The organism is Suttonella indologenes, from assembly GCF_900460215.1.
Classification (GTDB): Bacteria; Pseudomonadota; Gammaproteobacteria; order Cardiobacteriales; family Cardiobacteriaceae; genus Suttonella; species Suttonella indologenes.
Genome location: NZ_UHIA01000004.1, coordinates 1,052,847 through 1,067,836, shown reverse-complemented (window position 1 = coordinate 1,067,836; position 14,990 = coordinate 1,052,847). Strand labels below are relative to the sequence as shown.

21 protein-coding genes and 1 other RNA gene are annotated in these 14,990 nt (G+C 48.1%); 3 read left to right on the top strand and 19 right to left on the bottom strand.

Features of this window, described 5'->3' with window-relative positions:
• Position 1: 1 nt before the first annotated feature.
• Positions 2 to 223: an alcohol dehydrogenase catalytic domain-containing protein gene (locus DYC63_RS12415; RefSeq protein ID WP_147284957.1), complete on the bottom strand. Its 222-nt coding sequence runs from the start codon at positions 221 to 223 to the stop codon at positions 2 to 4.
• A gap of 213 nt (positions 224 to 436) precedes the next feature.
• Here DYC63_RS12415 and tsaD point away from each other — a divergent pair, with 213 nt between their 5' ends.
• A complete protein-coding gene (gene tsaD / locus DYC63_RS09280; protein ID WP_115218961.1) occupies positions 437 to 1,450 on the top strand; it encodes a tRNA (adenosine(37)-N6)-threonylcarbamoyltransferase complex transferase subunit TsaD in 1,014 nt (337 codons plus the stop codon).
• A gap of 60 nt (positions 1,451 to 1,510) precedes the next feature.
• The gene (locus DYC63_RS09275) at positions 1,511 to 1,828 is read left to right on the top strand and encodes a hypothetical protein (RefSeq protein ID WP_115218960.1); all 318 of its coding nucleotides are present in this window, start codon (positions 1,511 to 1,513) and stop codon (positions 1,826 to 1,828) included.
• 97 nt (positions 1,829 to 1,925) lie between these two features.
• On the opposite strand, the gene DYC63_RS09270 is transcribed toward DYC63_RS09275, so the two are convergent.
• Positions 1,926 to 2,444: a disulfide bond formation protein B gene (locus DYC63_RS09270; protein WP_115218959.1), complete on the bottom strand. Its 519-nt coding sequence runs from the start codon at positions 2,442 to 2,444 to the stop codon at positions 1,926 to 1,928.
• Between the two features lie 136 nt (positions 2,445 to 2,580).
• On the opposite strand from DYC63_RS09270, the gene DYC63_RS09265 reads away from it, so the two are divergent.
• Complete coding sequence (locus DYC63_RS09265; RefSeq protein ID WP_220116651.1) at positions 2,581 to 2,964, top strand: YqcC family protein; 384 nt, start codon at positions 2,581 to 2,583, stop codon at positions 2,962 to 2,964.
• Here the strand turns inward: DYC63_RS09265 and DYC63_RS09260 are convergent.
• The 17 genes from DYC63_RS09260 to DYC63_RS09180 all read right to left on the bottom strand — a co-directional run bounded on the left by DYC63_RS09260 (position 2,961) and on the right by DYC63_RS09180 (position 14,982).
• Entirely contained in the window at positions 2,961 to 3,608 is a 648-nt protein-coding gene (locus tag DYC63_RS09260; RefSeq protein ID WP_115218958.1) for an FmdE family protein, read from the bottom strand. The two genes, DYC63_RS09265 and DYC63_RS09260, sit on opposite strands and share 4 nt — an antisense overlap.
• A 22-nt stretch (positions 3,609 to 3,630) precedes the next feature.
• The gene (mnmE, locus tag DYC63_RS09255; protein ID WP_115218957.1) at positions 3,631 to 4,983 is read right to left on the bottom strand and encodes a tRNA uridine-5-carboxymethylaminomethyl(34) synthesis GTPase MnmE; all 1,353 of its coding nucleotides are present in this window, start codon (positions 4,981 to 4,983) and stop codon (positions 3,631 to 3,633) included.
• On the bottom strand, positions 4,980 to 6,647 hold the full coding sequence (yidC, locus tag DYC63_RS09250; protein WP_245888120.1) for a membrane protein insertase YidC: 1,668 nt from the start codon (positions 6,645 to 6,647) through the stop codon (positions 4,980 to 4,982). Before yidC ends, mnmE begins: the two co-directional genes overlap by 4 nt.
• Before the next feature lies 1 nt (position 6,648).
• Positions 6,649 to 6,885 (bottom strand): membrane protein insertion efficiency factor YidD, encoded by a 237-nt coding sequence (gene yidD / locus DYC63_RS09245; protein WP_115218955.1) that lies wholly within the window; start codon positions 6,883 to 6,885, stop codon positions 6,649 to 6,651.
• Positions 6,885 to 7,238 (bottom strand): ribonuclease P protein component, encoded by a 354-nt coding sequence (rnpA, locus tag DYC63_RS09240; RefSeq protein ID WP_115219506.1) that lies wholly within the window; start codon positions 7,236 to 7,238, stop codon positions 6,885 to 6,887. Before rnpA ends, yidD begins: the two co-directional genes overlap by 1 nt.
• 13 nt (positions 7,239 to 7,251) lie before the next feature.
• A complete protein-coding gene (gene rpmH, locus DYC63_RS09235; RefSeq protein ID WP_115218954.1) occupies positions 7,252 to 7,389 on the bottom strand; it encodes a 50S ribosomal protein L34 in 138 nt (45 codons plus the stop codon).
• A 240-nt stretch (positions 7,390 to 7,629) separates the two neighbouring features.
• A complete protein-coding gene (recR, locus tag DYC63_RS09230) occupies positions 7,630 to 8,238 on the bottom strand; it encodes a recombination mediator RecR (RefSeq protein ID WP_115218953.1) in 609 nt (202 codons plus the stop codon).
• 1 nt (position 8,239) lies between these two features.
• Positions 8,240 to 8,566: a YbaB/EbfC family nucleoid-associated protein gene (locus DYC63_RS09225; protein ID WP_115218952.1), complete on the bottom strand. Its 327-nt coding sequence runs from the start codon at positions 8,564 to 8,566 to the stop codon at positions 8,240 to 8,242.
• A 9-nt stretch (positions 8,567 to 8,575) separates the two neighbouring features.
• Complete coding sequence (dnaX, locus tag DYC63_RS09220; RefSeq protein WP_115219505.1) at positions 8,576 to 10,354, bottom strand: DNA polymerase III subunit gamma/tau; 1,779 nt, start codon at positions 10,352 to 10,354, stop codon at positions 8,576 to 8,578.
• Positions 10,355 to 10,381: 27 nt separating this feature from the next.
• Positions 10,382 to 10,478, bottom strand: an RNA gene (gene ffs / locus DYC63_RS09215) — signal recognition particle sRNA small type.
• A 192-nt stretch (positions 10,479 to 10,670) separates the two neighbouring features.
• Positions 10,671 to 10,907 carry a hypothetical protein gene (locus DYC63_RS09210; RefSeq protein WP_115218951.1) on the bottom strand — a complete coding sequence of 79 codons (237 nt, stop codon included), beginning with the start codon at positions 10,905 to 10,907 and terminating at the stop codon, positions 10,671 to 10,673.
• A 214-nt stretch (positions 10,908 to 11,121) separates the two neighbouring features.
• Positions 11,122 to 11,403 (bottom strand): hypothetical protein, encoded by a 282-nt coding sequence (locus DYC63_RS12695; protein WP_172459478.1) that lies wholly within the window; start codon positions 11,401 to 11,403, stop codon positions 11,122 to 11,124.
• A gap of 57 nt (positions 11,404 to 11,460) precedes the next feature.
• Complete coding sequence (locus DYC63_RS09200) at positions 11,461 to 11,655, bottom strand: acyltransferase family protein (RefSeq protein ID WP_115218949.1); 195 nt, start codon at positions 11,653 to 11,655, stop codon at positions 11,461 to 11,463.
• Between the two features lie 324 nt (positions 11,656 to 11,979).
• On the bottom strand, positions 11,980 to 12,750 hold the full coding sequence (locus tag DYC63_RS09195) for a transporter substrate-binding domain-containing protein (RefSeq protein ID WP_115218948.1): 771 nt from the start codon (positions 12,748 to 12,750) through the stop codon (positions 11,980 to 11,982).
• Positions 12,747 to 13,487: an ABC transporter permease gene (locus tag DYC63_RS09190; protein ID WP_115218947.1), complete on the bottom strand. Its 741-nt coding sequence runs from the start codon at positions 13,485 to 13,487 to the stop codon at positions 12,747 to 12,749. Before DYC63_RS09190 ends, DYC63_RS09195 begins: the two co-directional genes overlap by 4 nt.
• Positions 13,487 to 14,224, bottom strand: coding sequence for an ABC transporter permease (locus DYC63_RS09185; RefSeq protein WP_115218946.1), 738 nt, complete (start codon positions 14,222 to 14,224; stop codon positions 13,487 to 13,489). Before DYC63_RS09185 ends, DYC63_RS09190 begins: the two co-directional genes overlap by 1 nt.
• Entirely contained in the window at positions 14,224 to 14,982 is a 759-nt protein-coding gene (locus DYC63_RS09180) for a transporter substrate-binding domain-containing protein (protein ID WP_115218945.1), read from the bottom strand. Before DYC63_RS09180 ends, DYC63_RS09185 begins: the two co-directional genes overlap by 1 nt.
• Between the last annotated feature and the right edge of the window lie 8 nt (positions 14,983 to 14,990).

Below are 14,990 nucleotides of genomic sequence, written 5' to 3'. Positions count from 1 at the left end.
GCTACCTAGCATCCGCAGAAGCCTGCACTATGCCCGCCGCATCAATACCGGCAATCAGCGGATACTGCCGCATCACTTTTCCGCCGCCGGTAATCGCCAGCATATCTTTATAATTCAGAGCACTATATTGCACCGCAATTTGCACTTCTCCGCTAGGCGGCACAGCATCTTCCACCAGACAAGCATTTGCCTGCGGATATCCATAAATTCGTATGGCTCGCATGAATCCCCCTGAAAAAGGCATAGTGTAAGCAAGGAATTGTCTTTATGCCACAATCGGGCGATAATCCGCGCCTGCTAAGGTTTCAACACACAGGACAACACATAAAGCGTCGCTCTAAGTGTTGCCATGAACATGAATAGGAAGCGCTTACTGCTGCTCCCGATAAAATCCTACTGCCATCAATGGCGGGGGTCAACCGAAAAGGAATTTTTGATGAAAGCTAACATTATTCTGGCGGTGGAATCGTCCTGCGACGAAACAGGCGTGGCGATTTACGACTGCCGACGCGGCGCGCTCGCCAATCAAGTATTCAGCCAAATCGACATGCACCGTGCCTACGGCGGCGTAGTACCCGAACTGGCGGCACGCGACCATCTCAAACGCCTACCGCCTCTGCTGCAACAAGCCCTTGCCGAGGCAAAATTAAGCCTGCAAGACATCGATGCGATTGCCTACACCGCAGGTCCGGGGCTGCTCGGTGCATTAATGACCGGCGCAGGCTATGCTCGCAGCCTTGCCTATGCGCTTAATATCCCTGCCTACCCCATTCATCATATGGAAGGACATCTACTCTCGCCCTTATTGGCGGCCGAACAACCCGAACTACCCTTTCTCGCCCTACTGGTTTCAGGCGGACACACGCAAATCCTCGCTGTCGATGCCATCGGACAATACCGCCTGCTCGGGCAAACCCTAGATGACGCCGTAGGCGAAGCCTTCGACAAAACCGCAAAAATCATGGGACTTCCCTACCCCGGCGGACCGGAACTTGCCGCCCTTGCCCGACAAGGCAACCCGAAACGCTACGACATGCCGCGCCCTATGACCAACCGCCCGGGGTTGGATTTCAGCTTTTCGGGGTTAAAAACCCATGTCCGCCTGCTTATCGAACAAGAACCCGCCGAGGCGCATGCCGACATTGCCGCCAGTTTTCAACACACCATTGTCGAGACCCTGCTCATCAAATGCCAACGTGCTTGGCAGAAAAGCGGCTACCGCGATTTAGTCATCGCAGGCGGCGTATCCGCCAACCAAGTCCTGCGCAGCGGACTGGAAAAAAAAGCGCAAGCCTTAAAACGCCGGGTCTTCTTTCCCGAACTCGCGCTATGCGGCGACAATGCCCTAATGATTGCCCATGCCGCCGCCCGCCGCCTTGACATCGGCAAAAGCGCGGATTTATCCCTAGACATCAAAGCGCGTTGGTCATTGGAAGCGCTCTCCGCCTAAAATGCGTCGCTTGCCTAAAGCCGCTCGGCAAGCGACAATGCGCCTTTTTCCGAGGACAATATGGCGGACTTCTCTCGCATCGAACTGCTGGCCGATAGCAGCATTCTGGAACAACACGAATTTCCTTTATTTGAATATACGGGACTCTATCTGCAACTGCGCAGCCAAGCGCAAACCATGGACTACTGCTGTATTGTGGTTGACCAACAAGAAGCGCAGGATGCCGATGATGAAAAACTGCTCAATCTTGTCGCCGCCTCGGGCTATGTGGACGATGACAGCGATATTACCTTCCGCATCAGCAAAGCCGAGCAATATTTCTATACCTATTTCAATTTCAAAGCGCATGATGCGCATCTAAGCGATTCAACGGACTAATGCCGGCTTTTTTATTCAAGAGAGGATAAAAAATTATCCCCGAACATCAACTGAAATCTTCGGGGATAAATCGGCATCTAAAACAAGGATAAGATTATTAGTGCTGCTGTCTATGCGGAAAATGCTCGCGCGGATTGCCAAAAATCATGGCAATCATCAATAAAGCGGCGAATGCCAAAAGAGACCACAGCGGAATGGATAAGCCTAAAAATTTATCGACGACGGCACAATCACCGGTGCCCTGCATTGATTGCAACAAACCATTCCAAAATCCATTCTTATCTAAAGTGCCCCAGAAATCGAAGCCGCAGGCAGGAATTTCGCCGGCAGGCAAACTTTGAATATGCAAATGTCTGGCACTTAAGCCCAAGCCGAAAAAAATGCCCGCATATTTGCCAATCATCAATATCGTGCGGCTTATCGGTTTTACAGGCCAAAAAACCGCTTCCAATATCATAAAGCTTCCTGCTATTGCGAATGCGAGCCGCTGCATCATGCACAGCGGACAAGGTGCCAGATAAAGCGTTTTTTCCAAATACAGCCAAGCAAAAAGAATTAAGCCCCAAGCGCCTAGGCCGCTTATAAATAAAGCAATACGTTTATGTGTCTCTAACATGCTTTTTCCTATCTAATCTATAAGGCGCGCATTGTAGCAAATGCTCTTTGTACTTGGCTAAATTATCGTAAATGCCTTGTATTTTTCATAGCTGCCGCCATTGATGATACCTGTATGCAAAAAATTCGGATATCAAATGAGCGTAAACAATCAAGATCTTGTACTTAATGAAATGCGGGCAGCATTAGCCTTGCTGGAAACGGAAATGCGGACAATCGGCTGGTGGCAATCCCAAGCGCCGCCGGTAGAAGCACTGAACAGCAAAGAGCCTTTTTGCATAGATTATTTGCGTTTTAGCGAATGGCTGCAATGGGTGTATATCCCTAAAATGCAGGCCTTTATGAATCAAACAGGCCGTCTGCCTGCCCAAAGCAATTTACTAGCGATTGCAGAAGAAGCATGGAAAGGCAGCGACCACGACAGCACGGGCTTATTGCAAATAATTGAATTATTAGATGCCTTAGTCATGGGCGATGCCAAAGACAAATGGCAGGCCGTCATCGGGCAAAGATTATCTTAACCGGGAAAAACGCATTGTTTCAGCTGAATCATTTGCGAGTCCTCGGCATGATGCAACAACATCTGAGATACGCGTTCCTGCCATAATCGGGCAAAACGGCTTTGCTCTTGCGCATCCGCCAATCCGCTCATCACTTTCGGCATTAAAGCGCGCATCTCTTCCGACCAAGGCACAATCTCCGTATTCAGCGCGATGCTTACCGCATCGCCGTTATCTTGGCGGCGCATCAGCATTACTGCTTCAATATCGGCATTAAATTGCAATAAATTTCTGCGCTTAAACAAAGCTTGCGCGCCAATGCCGGCAAAGCCCGTATCGCTTGCCGCGCCCGTGAGCAATTGCACAATACTCGCCATGACGCCGGTAGTGCCGCTATCCGGCGATTGAGCAAAAAATACTTCTATTTCGCCGCGTTGGGCAAGCTCTTCGCCGTATAAAGCTTTAATGCCTGCCAAGGTCATTAAATAGGCGGCGGCAACCGTCGGACAAGAATGCCCCGCCAATTTTACGGCATCCGCATAGCGGTATTGCAGCAATCCCGAATCTGCCGCACCCAAAAACCATGCCAATTTATCTTGAATATGCAAGATAGGCGCTTGGGCGAAAAAATCCGGAAAACCTTCGCTGTCAAAGATGAGGCTCATACTGTACTCCTAATAAGATATATTATTTGCCGATGCAAAATCCTGAAAAGATTTCGCCTAATAAATCATCGGCATGAACTTTGCCGGTAATTTCGCCCAAATCATCATGCACAAGCCGCAAATCTTGAGCCAATAATTCGGCAGCGCGATGTCCTTGGAATGCCTGCCATGCCTGTAGAAAATGCCGCTGTGCCTTATCCAAAGCGCGAATATGGCGCTCCCGCGCAATAAAAGGCGCCTCGCTTTCCGTTTTGCCTGCCAATTGGGCGATTTTCTTGCGCACCGCTTCCAAACCCTGCCCCGTTTTGGCGGATAGCCATAAGCCGTCTTGATATTGTGCTTGCAGCGAAGCATCCGCCAAATCCGCTTTGTTGTAGAGTTTTACAATCGGGCTATTGCCGGCGCGCTCGCGCAACTGCGTTTCCAAATCTAGGATTTCTGCCGCATCCATATCATCTGCGGCAATCAGCAAGGCAATCAGTTGGGCATGCTGAATCGCCTGATGGCTGCGGCGAATGCCCTCTTGTTCGACAATATCTTCGCTTTCGCGCAATCCCGCCGTATCCACCAGATTGATGGGAATGCCTTCAATGATAATGGATTCGCGCAAGATATCGCGCGTAGTGCCGGCAATATGCGTCACAATCGCGCGATCTTCGCCGGAAAGCGCATTTAAAAGGCTGGATTTGCCCGCATTCGGTTTGCCTGCCAAGACTAAATCGATGCCCTCATTAAGCAATTTGCCTTGCTCGGATTGCTGCAATAAGGCGGAGAGTTTCTCGCCCCAAGCTAAAAGACGCGCTTCGATATTGCCTTCGCTGATAAAATCGATTTCCTCTTCCGGAAAATCCAGCGCCGCTTCGATATAAACGCGCAGCTGCAAAATCTCATCAGCCAAGCTATTTACCTGACGAGAAAATTCCCCTTGCAAGGAACGGTTTGCCGCCTGCATTGCCGCCATAGAACGCGCGGCAATCAAATCGGCGACCGCTTCGGCTTGGCTTAAATCCAATTTATCGTTTAAAAAGGCACGCCGCGTAAATTCTCCCGCCTCAGCCAGTCGTGCACCGCTATCCAATGCCGCGCCGAGCAAGGCATTAGCCACTGCAATCCCGCCGTGTCCCTGTAATTCGACCACGTCTTCGCCGGTAAAAGAATGCGGGGCTTGGAAATACAGCAGAATGCCTTGATCGATTAAGCTTCCGTCTTGTGCGTAAAAATGGGCAAAATGCGCATGACGTTTGCGCACATCTTCTATTTTGCTCAATTGCTTGGCAATCGCCAATGCCTGCGTGCCGCTGATGCGGATAATGCAAACGCCCCCTGTTCCAGAGGGCGTTGCAATCGCGGCTATCGTATCATGCTGTCCAATCATGAGGATTGTTTGGCATGATGATTTTGCGGCGCTTTGTTCGGTTCGCCGTAGCGTTTATTCATCAGCCATTGCTGAACAATGCCGAAGGCGTTCGATACCGTCCAATACAGCACCAAACCTGAAGGGAACCACATAAACATAAAGCCGAAAATCAAAGGCATCATGAGCATGACTTTTTGCTGCATGGGATCAGCCGGCGGCGGATTGAGTTTTTGCTGTAAGAACATCAAGCCCATATTGATAATCGGCAGGATGAAATACGGATCCATTGCCGACAAGTCTTGAATCCAGCCCATCCAAGGCGCATGGCGCAATTCCACCGATTCCGCAAGCATGTAGTAGAAAGCAATGAAGAAAGGAATTTGCAGCAGCATCGGTAGGCAGCCGCTGGCAGGATTGACTTGTTCTTTCTTATACAATTTCATGATTTCTTGGCTCATGGCTTGGCGGTCATTGCCATAGAGCTCGCGCAGCCGCGTCATTTCAGGTTGCAGAGCGCGCATTTTCGCCATCGATTTGTAAGCCCAAGCCGAGGGCACGAAAAAGAGCAATTTAATCAACAGGGTCATGACCACAATCGCCCAGCCCCAGTTGCCAATCACTTTATGAATCAGCTCCATGACTTTAAACATGAATTCCGAAATCATAAAGAGCATGCCGTAATCAACGGTTTTATCCAAATACGGCGCTACCTGATCAAGGTCTTTAACGATTTTCGGCCCGACATAAGCGCTGCTGCTGAATTCGTATCGGCTTCCTGCGGGAATGCTCAGCACTTCCGATTTCACGCCGACGATATGATCGCCGTTATTGGGATTATATTGCGTGTAAAGCACATGCGGCACGCTGTTTTTCGGCACTAAGGCGGCGATGAAATAATGCTGAATCATGGCTACCCAGCCGTCTGTACTATTAACGGATTTCGCGGCTTTTTTAGTGTCTGCGATATCGCTTAATTTGATTTTTTCATAGCGATTATCTGCTGATGATAAGACCGCGCCGGTAAAAGTGGCGATATTGGATAAGCCTTGCGAGCCTTGAGCTTTGCCGAAAGCAATTTGATTATAAGCAATACCTTGCCATGCGTTTGCGCTACTGTTGTCTAATTGCTGCAACAATTCGAATTCATATTTGCCGCGGTGGAAAGTAAAGGTTTTGCTGACGCTGAGACCTTGTTCGTTCTGCCAGGTAAAAGGTACCGTCAGGCTGTCTTGTCCTTCCGCCAGCACATATTCGTTTTGCGCGCTCTGCCATAAGGCGGTATGCGTGGGCGAGGCTTCATCGCGTACAGCGCTGACCATACCCGAGGTCATCTGCATGCGGTTGGGATTATTTTGACGAATCAAAGCCAATGCCTGATCGTCTTTCAAACTCACGGGGTATTTCAGCAAATCGGCCTGCATCAGCGTGGCGCCGCGCGTACTGATTAAGACGTCCAGCACATCGGTGCGCACGCGGACAAACTGCTCCTGAGCATTGGCATGAGCGGCAACCGGCGCATTCATCGACGTATTTGGAGCGCCGGCCGACGGTACACCGGCATCGGAAGAAGAAGGATCGATTTGTATTTGTGCGGTAGGGTTTTGCGGCATATTCGCCAATTGCCAGCGCTGCCATAAGATGAAAATTAATCCTGCTGCCAAAGCATACAAAATTACACGCATATTACTTTTCATATTTCTCCACACTTTTTTCTGGAACGGGGTCATAGCCGCCCTTAGACCAAGGCCCGCAGCGGCAAATGCGTTTAACGGTAAGCCAAGAGCCGTACAAAGCGCCGTGGGTTTGAATTGCCTCTTCGCCGTAATGCGAACAGCTCGGTTCAAAACGGCATTGCCGACCGATATAAGGACTAAGGGTTAAGCGGTATAATTTAATCAATCCGATCAGGAATCTTTTCACTATTGTATTCTATGCCAATGTTTTTGCAATGAAGCAAATAAGCTCGCATTATCCGCTAATGCCGCCGCTGATTTCGGCATCACGATAATATCTATGGTTTTCGCGTCCGAGCTTAACATCTGCAAACGGAAAGATTCGCGAATAATACGTTTGAGGCGATTGCGTTCATGCGCTTTTGCAACACGCTTTTTCGCCACCACCAAACCGAGACGGGAAAACTTAGGCGATTCCATACAATAACGCCCCAGCACAGTGAAATAGCGGTCGCTGCTTCTCTGTTCAGGGGCGGAAAATACCTGATCAAACTGCGCGCGCTGCGTCAGTCGCGCTTCTCGCACAAAGGCGGCACACACGCGCAAGTAAATATTACACGGTCAAACGATGACGGCCTTTGGCGCGGCGGCGGCTTAAGACTTTGCGTCCATTGGCGGTAGCCATGCGCGCACGGAAACCGTGAGTACGTTTGCGTGATACATTACTAGGTTGGAAAGTACGTTTTGACATTATTGTCTCCTATTAAAATTCAAAGCGCGAGATAATACGGCGTTTATTAAAACAAGTCAAATATTTCAACACATAGAACTTCACATAAAGCGACGTTCCAGCGGTTGCCCCGCATCGGGAAAGCCTTAGCCTCTTCCGATTGCATTATTTTCCCTTGAATTTACAATCCAAGTGCAAAAAAAGAGATTTCAACTAACAAGGCATTTTGGATAAAAACCGTCTTTGCCATCTCTTTTTCTATTATTCATTCGATTGATAAATAGCGCGGGTTTTAAATGCCAAAGATAAAGTGCCTTTATCAATATAAGCCAATTCCCCGCCGATCGGCACGCCATGCGCCAAGCGCGTCGCACGAACATGATGTTTAGCCGCCAATTCATTAAGAAAATAGGCAGTTGCCTCGCCTTCCAAGGTGCTGTTGGTTGCCAATACCAATTCCTTAATTTCTCCTTGAGCCAAACGCTTATCCAAGATATCAAGCCCCAAAGCCTCCGGACCTATACCGTCAAGCGGCGAAATATGTCCCATTAAGACAAAATACAAGCCTTGATAATCGGTGGATTGCTCGATTGCTAGCACATCGGCCGGCGCTTCCACAACGCAAAGCGTCTGCTGGTCGCGATGCGCATTACGACAAATCAAACAGATCGCTTCATCGCTCAAATTACGGCAAGATTCGCAGCGTTGCGCCGTATGCAGAGCGTATTCTATCGTTTCCGCCAATTGCGCGGCTTGCGTTTGCTTTTTCAGCAGCAAATCCAAAGCCATTCTTTGGGCGGTTTTTGCGCCTACCCCGGGCAGGCAGGTCAGCGCTTCGACCAATCGGTCGAAGCTGGGGGAAAAAGACATCTTAAAACGGTAGTTTGAAACCTGCCGGCAATCCTATGCCCGCGGTAACTTTGCTCATTTCCGACTGCGTCATTTCCTGCACTTTCACAGCCGCATTATTTACCGCGGCGGCAAACAACGCTTCTAACATCTCTTTGTCTTCATTCATCGCCTCGGCGCTAATCTGTACGCGCGTGCAACCGTAATGACCGTTCAATTCCACTTCGACCGCGCCACCGCCGGCTTGCCCCGTCACTTTCTTATTGACCAGCTCAGCCTGCATTTTTTGCATATTTTCCTGCATTTCCTGAGCTTTTTTCATCATGCCGCCCAATCCACCTTTTAACATCATTCACTCCTAATGTGATTCACTGTCTAAAAAACGAATTGAATTCTCATCAATTCGCGCATCAAATTCTTTTTCCAAGGCTTGTACGGCGGGGTGTTGAAGAAATTCTTCCCGTAATTGCAGTTCCTGCGTCTGAAGTTGCGCATGCCGATGCTGAAATACGGTTTGCTGTTCTGCTTGTTCTGCGAGAGAAACTTGGATTTTTTCCCCTACAGCGGCGCTTAATTGCTGCGCCAATTGCTGCAAATGCGCCGCACTTGCCCAAACTTTGCCCGCCTCATCCGCCGCCATCTGCAAATGACCATGGGCATAGCTGACGGGATACATATTTTCTTTGACAAAAAAACTATTTGCCAAAGGCAAAGCCTGCGCCACCTGCTGCCAAACGGCAGGGGCATTGATACTGGCTTCCAATAATTCTCGGCTGATACGCGGCGGCATCTCCGATTCATCCGAAGCGGCTTGCGCCGGAGATGCTACTGCTTCTTCCCAAGGCGGCATCTCCTGCGACTCATGAAAAACACTGTCCTCAGAAACCGGCACCGCCTCTCTATCATCAGAGGGCAAAGCCGGTGCAACAGTATGTGCGTTCTGTTCCTGTTCTGCCGCTTCCTGCAATTGTTCTGCCAAATGATGCAAATCCGGCACAGCGGACGGCTGCAATGCCGCCTCATCAATCGGACGCACCTGTGCCAAATCTTGTTCGGGGAAGACCGGCTGCAATGCCAGCATGCGCAAGAGCATCATTTCAACCGCCATTGCGGCATCGGGTTGATAAGGCAGACTCTGCCAAGCATCGGTAGCGATTTGATACCACAACTGCACCAATTCAAGCGGCAATTGCGCCGCCAAATCCACCATATCGGCATGCACTTCGTCGGCAAAACGCTGCGCCTGCAATTGTGCGATGGTCAAGGATTGCAAGGTCTGCAAAATGCGGCGCAGCAAATCGCTGTAATCCGGCGCATAGCTTTCCAAAGCCGCATATTCCTGCCGCAACGCCTGTGCATTTCCCGCCGCCAAGTGACGAAATAAAGCCCTGACGCGCACCGCCGGCACCGCACCTAACAAAGCGGCGACATCTTGAGTCAATACCCTGCCCTGTCCGTAAGCAATCGCCTGATCTAATAAACTCAGACTATCGCGCATACTGCCCTGCGCCGCCTCTGCCAGAATACCCAAGGCTTCCGTCTCAAAAGCCGTTTGCTGGCTTTGCAAAATATGCTGCAAATGCGCGGCAATCTGTGCCGTACTCATGTTTTTAAGCTGAAATTGCAAACAGCGCGAGATGACGGTAGCGGGGATTTTCTGCGGATCGGTCGTGGCAAGGATAAATTTCACATGCTCCGGCGGCTCTTCCAAGGTCTTGAGCAAAGCATTAAAGCTGCCGTCAGACAACATATGCACTTCATCAATCAAATATACTTTGAACCGCCCTTTAATCGGCATATACGGCACACTGTTAAGCAATTGCCGCGTATTATCCACCTGCGTGCGGGAAGCGGCATCCACCTCGATTAAGTCCGGAAAATTGCCCGCATCGATTTCGCGGCAATGCTCGCATTCTCCGCAGGGTTGGGAAGAAATACCGTTAGTTAAGCAATTAATTGATTTGGCGAAAATTCTGGCAATGGTCGTTTTGCCGACGCCGCGTGTGCCTGTAAATAAATAAGCGTGATGAAAATGCTGATGATCAAGGGCGTAACTCAAAGCCTGAGTCACATGCTGCTGTCCTACGAGTTCTTGAAAATTTTTCGGGCGCCACTTTCTGGCTAATACTTGATGCATAAGACCGTCAGCTAAAAAAGAAAAAGGTCTACACCAGCGCTCCTCGGCACCCAAGATCACCACTACCGTTGCTTCCTTCCGGACCTGGCGGGGTTCGCGGCTTATTGTTGCGAGGTACCAATGTAGACCAGACGCGCATTATAGCGGCTGCCTGTTAAAATGCAAGCAATGTTTCAACCCTCAGAAGGACACATAAAACACCCCTTGTGTATTGCCCTGAATTGCAAGAGTTTACACTTCTCCGACTATAAATCATCATAAAATAATTGCCGAACAAAGCGCCGTTTACAGCCTTTGATTTCACGAATTTGTCGGCTTATTTCAAGCCGAAGATCAAACGCGTCCACACAAAGCGGCGAATGATTTCATATAGAGCGAAACTCAATAATAAAGTAAACAGACTTATCGCCGCATAATATTGCCCTGCCGAGAAATTCGCACTATCCAAAAGCCAGGCAATCATAATCACAATCGCCGACTGAATCAGATAGCAAATCACTGTACCGCTCTGATATTGCAGATGATAGCAATAATAGAATAAGAGAAAAGTCACACCACCTGAGGAACAGGCATGCAATAGACGATAGGTAAAGCCGCCGAATGCCGGAAGATAATCTTGCAGTTTGATGAATTTAAGCCCAAGTAGATAATCGATGATAAAACTTATAGTCGAAGAATTGAAAAAGTATTACGGCGTTGGCTCGCCTTGCCGTACTATCTGTACTGTCTGCGGCTCGCCGCCTTGTACTACTTTTTCACTTCTCCGTCTATAGCATTGTAATTATCAGCAATATGGCAATCTGTTTCTTAGTGATGCGATGCAAGAACTCGCGCCGCGCATAAAGCAAAGCGCCGCAATAATAAAAAGGAAAAAATTGTAAGGTATTAACGATGAAAAAATTAAATAAATTGCCGTCAATCGAGCCGAAGAAATGCCAATATTTGCCATTTAAATACAGCGCAAGAGGATAGACTGCCGTAGCAATTAACAACATAATGAGAAACTGTTTCCACCATGCGCTGAAATAAATTTTTTCAGGAATCAGCATGTCCAAACAGGCGCAAACAAAAAGCGTAATCAAAAACCAGCCGTGCATGATCATGCGTCATAAATCAAAATTTTTCCAAGCAAAATCCATATAATAAGCGCCGAATATTTGCAATAACAGATTGCCGCCAAAGCAGCCCAATAATAAAGGCAGCAAAACGCGCTTAATTCTTGCTTGAAAAAATACCTTTTTGCCCTTGCGGCTGCGAATCATGCAGGCTAAAAATCCTGAGACGAGGAAAAAAGTTTCCATGCGGAAAATATGCTCGGATAGACGAGCGCAAAAATCGCAAAGCTTTTATGATGAACGCTGGAATAAACAAAAGTATAGTACCTTAACTTCAAAATGAGACTTAGAGATACACATTTTGTCAGGAGAAGCGCTTAGAATAATCTCATTTTGAAGTTAAGAGACTATAAATTGCGGCAAAATTACCGACACCGCATGCCAAAATACACCGACAATCATCAGCACGGCACGCAGCATATCCATACCGTGATAGTAAGTAGCAGAAGATTTTGTCATTAATAAAAAACAAAAGCTGCCTGTTAAACAGGCAGCTTTTTCAAAAGATTTTTAATAAATATCGAAATCAAAATATTGCTGGTTGATTTTTTGATATTCCCCATTGTCGCGAATACCTTTAATCGCCGCATTTAAACGCTGGCGCAATGCTTCATCGCCTTTGCGCACGGGAATGGAAACCCCTTCGCCGTAAAATTCCGGATCATTAAACAAAGGTTCGGCGAATGCAATGCCTTTTCCCATCTCTGTTTTCAAAAAGCCCGAAGATAATGCGGTCTGATCGGCTAAAGTGGCATCTACGCGCCCTGCCACAAGGTCTAAATTTACTTCGTCTTGCGTATTGTAACGCTCAATGGAAGATACGACTTGGGCAAATTTCGCAGTGGCGTAATAGTCGTGAATGGTCGAGGTTTGCACGCCGATTTTTTTGCCTTTCAAATATTCCATTAAATTCTCTTGCGTGATGGCTTCCGCTTGTGCGGCGGCAAGCGCCAATTGCCCGTTATTAGAATAATATTTGTCTGTGAAATCGACGGTTTTTTTCCGTTCTTCGGTTGCCGACATCGAAGCGACGGCAAAGTCAATCCGCTCGTTCAACAATGAAGGTATAATGCTGTCCCAATCCATTTTTACCAACTCGCATTCTGTCTGCATTTCCTTGCATAAGGCTTTGGCGATATCGACATCAAAGCCGATTAATTCATTGCTTTCATTGACTGCAGAAAACGGCGGATAAGCGCCTTCGATGCCGATGCGCAAGGTTTGCGCCTGTGCCGAAACGGCGCTTGCGAAGATTAAAGCGGCAATTAAGAGTTTTTTCATTTTCTTCCCCTTTCTTGGATAGGTTGTAAATGGCGATAAATTCGCTTTTCTAACAATTTAAATAACACAAAAATACATAGCGTAATCAAAAGATAAATGACGGCTGCTGTAGTAAAGGCGAGATAAGGTTCGTAGGTTTTGCCATAGGCGCTGCGTACCGCCTGCGTCAAATCCATAATGGCGATGGTCGAGACGATTGCCGAACCGTGCAGCATGAAAATCACTTCATTGCTGTACGCCGGCAAGGCGCGGCGCAAGGCGCCGGGCAAGATAATGCGTCTGGCGATTTGCGCTTTGCTCATGCCGAAAGATTTCGCCGCTTCGATTTCCCCCAGCGGCGCGGTTTCGATAGCCCCGCGCACGATTTCGGAAGTATAGGCGGCGGTATTTAATGCCAGCGTTAAAATCGCCCAAAACATTTTATTGCGCAATAAATCCTGCATAAACTGCGATAAATTCGTGATTTCTGAAATCCATAAGCCTAATGCGAAATAAATTAAATAAAGCTGAATCAGCATCGGCGTGCCGCGAAAGATATAGCTGAAAGTTAAGGCGGGCAGGCGCAACACAAAGGACAGGCGCGATGCCATCAGCATGCCTAAAGGAATGGCCAAACATAGTCCAATCAATAGAGAGGTAGGCACCAGCCACAGGGTATTGAGCGTGCCTTTCCAAATATCGCCGCCGTATTGGCTGAAAAAACGAATCAGATATTCCCAAAAACTTTCATCACGCATTAAGACACCGTCGCAAAGCCTTTAGAAAAATGTCGTTTTAAGGCGAATACAATCATAAGGGAAATCGTCGTAAAAAATAGATAGCCCAATGCGCCGATCATATACATGGCAAGGCGCAGTACAAAATCCGATTTAATCATAGGATTGCTGGTCGCCGCTTCTTTGATGACCTTCGTCAAATCATCCACTTGCACTAGAGACACTAAGGCGGTGGTTTTCATCAAGACCAGCCAATTATTGGAAATGCCCGGTAAGGCGTAACGCAGCATTTGCGGGAAACTGATGCGGCGAAAAGTTTGCCAAGGCGACAAGCCGTAGGCTTTTGCCGCTTCAATCTGTCCTTTGGGAATTGCCAGATAGGCACCGCGGAAGGTTTCCGCCATATAAGCGCCGAACATCAAGCCGATGGTAATCACGGCGGTGGAAAAATTATTCAAGGCGAGGTCTTGCAGTCCCAAAAAGCGGGCGGTATCGGTTTTGCGAAAAATCAGCAATAGCCGCTGCAAACCATAGAAAAACAGGAATAATTGCACCAAATCGGGAATGCCGCGCAATACGGTGGTATAGACCGTCGCCGGCATGCTCAGCCACGATCTGCGCGATATTTTGGCAAAACAGGCAATCAAACCGATTACAAGTGCCAAGATAAGCCCGAGCAAAGAAAGCTCAAGCGTTATCTTTGCGCCCTCAAAGATACGGTCTTGATAACGCCAAAGGACTGAAAAGTCTTTATCCATTATTTGCCGTAAATATCGTAGCTGAAGTATTTGTCATTGACTTTTTTATACTCGCCGTTGGCACGGATATTTTTCAAGGCTTGATTAAAGGATTGGCGCAATGCTTCGTCTGCTTTACGCACGCCGATAGAAACCCCTTCGCCGAAATAGGCGGGTTCATTGATTTCCTCGCCGAACTGCTCGAATCCGGTACCGATTTCACGATCTAAAAAGCCGTCTTGTAAGACGATTTTATCGGCAAACAAAACATCTACCACGCCTTTTTTAGCATCTAAATTGGCATCGTCCTGCGTGGTATAGCGGTCGATTTTCGCCCATTTAGCAAAATGATCGGTGGCATAGCTATCAAATACGGAAGCGGATAACACGCCGATGGTTTTGCCTTTCAAGCCGGTTTCCGTCATTTCGACGTCGCTGCCTTTCAGGCGCACGAAAATACCGGGGTTGTGATAATAAGGTTCTGTAAACTCAATGACTTGACGGCGTTCGTCATTGGCATTCATAGAGGCGATAATCGCATCGATTTGCTCATTATTCAAAGCGGGAATCAGCCCTTCCCAGTCAATTTGCTTAAACTCGCATTCGCGCTGCATTTCCGCACATAAAGCCTTGGCAATATCGATATCAAAGCCGAACATATTGCCGTTGCTGTCGATTTCCGAAAACGGCGGATAGGCGCCGTCGGTGGCGACAATTAAAGGTTTTGCCATGACGGGCAATGTCGCTGCCATGCAGAATGTCATCAATAATTTTTTCATAATTACCT

Coding starts and splice junctions, on each gene's coding strand:
- DYC63_RS09225 (WP_115218952.1), bottom strand. CDS start 8,566: ATGTTAAAAGGTGGATTGGGCGGCATGATGAAAAAAGCTCAGGAAATG.
- DYC63_RS09270 (WP_115218959.1), bottom strand. CDS start 2,444: ATGTTAGAGACACATAAACGTATTGCTTTATTTATAAGCGGCCTAGGC.
- DYC63_RS12695 (WP_172459478.1), bottom strand. CDS start 11,403: ATGCTGATTCCTGAAAAAATTTATTTCAGCGCATGGTGGAAACAGTTT.
- yidC (WP_245888120.1), bottom strand. CDS start 6,647: ATGCGTGTAATTTTGTATGCTTTGGCAGCAGGATTAATTTTCATCTTA.
- DYC63_RS09195 (WP_115218948.1), bottom strand. CDS start 12,750: ATGAAAAAACTCTTAATTGCCGCTTTAATCTTCGCAAGCGCCGTTTCG.
- recR (WP_115218953.1), bottom strand. CDS start 8,238: ATGTCTTTTTCCCCCAGCTTCGACCGATTGGTCGAAGCGCTGACCTGC.
- mnmE (WP_115218957.1), bottom strand. CDS start 4,983: ATGATTGGACAGCATGATACGATAGCCGCGATTGCAACGCCCTCTGGA.
- DYC63_RS09260 (WP_115218958.1), bottom strand. CDS start 3,608: ATGAGCCTCATCTTTGACAGCGAAGGTTTTCCGGATTTTTTCGCCCAA.
- rpmH (WP_115218954.1), bottom strand. CDS start 7,389: ATGTCAAAACGTACTTTCCAACCTAGTAATGTATCACGCAAACGTACT.
- DYC63_RS09275 (WP_115218960.1), top strand. CDS start 1,511: ATGGCGGACTTCTCTCGCATCGAACTGCTGGCCGATAGCAGCATTCTG.
- DYC63_RS09200 (WP_115218949.1), bottom strand. CDS start 11,655: ATGGAAACTTTTTTCCTCGTCTCAGGATTTTTAGCCTGCATGATTCGC.
- DYC63_RS12415 (WP_147284957.1), bottom strand. CDS start 223: ATGCGAGCCATACGAATTTATGGATATCCGCAGGCAAATGCTTGTCTG.
- DYC63_RS09265 (WP_220116651.1), top strand. CDS start 2,581: ATGAGCGTAAACAATCAAGATCTTGTACTTAATGAAATGCGGGCAGCA.
- DYC63_RS09185 (WP_115218946.1), bottom strand. CDS start 14,224: ATGGATAAAGACTTTTCAGTCCTTTGGCGTTATCAAGACCGTATCTTT.
- dnaX (WP_115219505.1), bottom strand. CDS start 10,354: ATGCATCAAGTATTAGCCAGAAAGTGGCGCCCGAAAAATTTTCAAGAA.
- tsaD (WP_115218961.1), top strand. CDS start 437: ATGAAAGCTAACATTATTCTGGCGGTGGAATCGTCCTGCGACGAAACA.
- DYC63_RS09180 (WP_115218945.1), bottom strand. CDS start 14,982: ATGAAAAAATTATTGATGACATTCTGCATGGCAGCGACATTGCCCGTC.
- DYC63_RS09190 (WP_115218947.1), bottom strand. CDS start 13,487: ATGCGTGATGAAAGTTTTTGGGAATATCTGATTCGTTTTTTCAGCCAA.